The 940-nt window shown below is 41.1% G+C and carries 5 tRNA genes; all 5 read left to right on the top strand.

The window, feature by feature from the left end:
• The first annotated feature begins 45 nt into the window (after positions 1 to 45).
• Positions 46 to 120: transfer RNA gene (locus tag D368_RS14810), tRNA-Asn, on the top strand.
• Between the two features lie 2 nt (positions 121 to 122).
• Positions 123 to 195 (top strand) — tRNA-Thr (locus D368_RS14805).
• Positions 196 to 490: 295 nt separating this feature from the next.
• Positions 491 to 565, top strand: a tRNA-Gly gene (locus D368_RS14800).
• Between the two features lie 32 nt (positions 566 to 597).
• Positions 598 to 674 (top strand) — tRNA-Arg (locus D368_RS14795).
• A gap of 16 nt (positions 675 to 690) precedes the next feature.
• Positions 691 to 767: transfer RNA gene (locus tag D368_RS14790), tRNA-Pro, on the top strand.
• Positions 768 to 940: the final 173 nt, after the last annotated feature.

Raw genomic sequence — 940 nt, 5'->3', positions numbered from 1 at the left:
TTTTTATTTTATCTACCATGTTTTTGTTTATGAAGCTTATAATATTCCGCAGTAGCTCAGTGGTAGAGCTATCGGCTGTTAACCGATCGGTCGTAGGTTCGAGTCCTACCTGCGGAGCCATTGCTTCCATAGCTCAGCAGGTAGAGCACTTCCATGGTAAGGAAGAGGTCAGCGGTTCGAGCCCGCTTGGAAGCTTATCTAAATACGTTGATCTGAAGCAGTTTCCACACGTTATGGAACTGTTATTTTTGTTTAGTTCAGTGAAAATCTGTTGCTGATTGTACCAGTTAAGGTATAGGTATTTAGCGCGTCTTCCGATGAAGCCTTTCTTCAAGGATGCAAAAGAGATTAACATAATTAATTGTTAAACGGTATTGACTTTTATCAAAACCTTGATATAATTACTTTTGTCATAATGAACAGTATAAAATAACAATACGGTTTACCGCCATCTGAGGCTGTATTCTGGCCATGCATTACATTTTTACTTGCGGAAGTAGTTCAGTGGTAGAACACCACCTTGCCAAGGTGGGGGTCGCGGGTTCGAATCCCGTCTTCCGCTCCATTTTATCCCAACGGGATATTGTGAAATTAATTGCGCCCGTAGCTCAATTGGATAGAGCGTTTGACTACGGATCAAAAGGTTAGGGGTTCGACTCCTCTCGGGCGCGCCATAATATTTTAAAAAATCGGGAAGTAGCTCAGCTTGGTAGAGCACATGGTTTGGGACCATGGGGTCGCAGGTTCGAATCCTGTCTTCCCGACCATTCTCAAGCTTTAAAGATAATATACTGGTTTTCTTTTTTCTCTTTTTTAAAAAAATGCTTGATTTATAGAGAAGCACCGTGGTATATTATTAAACGTCGCTGATGGACAGCAGACAACAACAAAAAGCTTCGGAAACAACTTAAAAAAAGTTGTTGACATAAAAGAAGCTGAG

The organism is Paenibacillus lentimorbus NRRL B-30488 (assembly GCF_000411595.1).
Taxonomy (GTDB): domain Bacteria; phylum Bacillota; class Bacilli; order Bacillales; family Bacillaceae; genus Bacillus; species Bacillus velezensis.
Note: the sequence above shows the minus strand (reverse complement) of the source record. Positions and strands in the feature narration are given on the sequence as shown.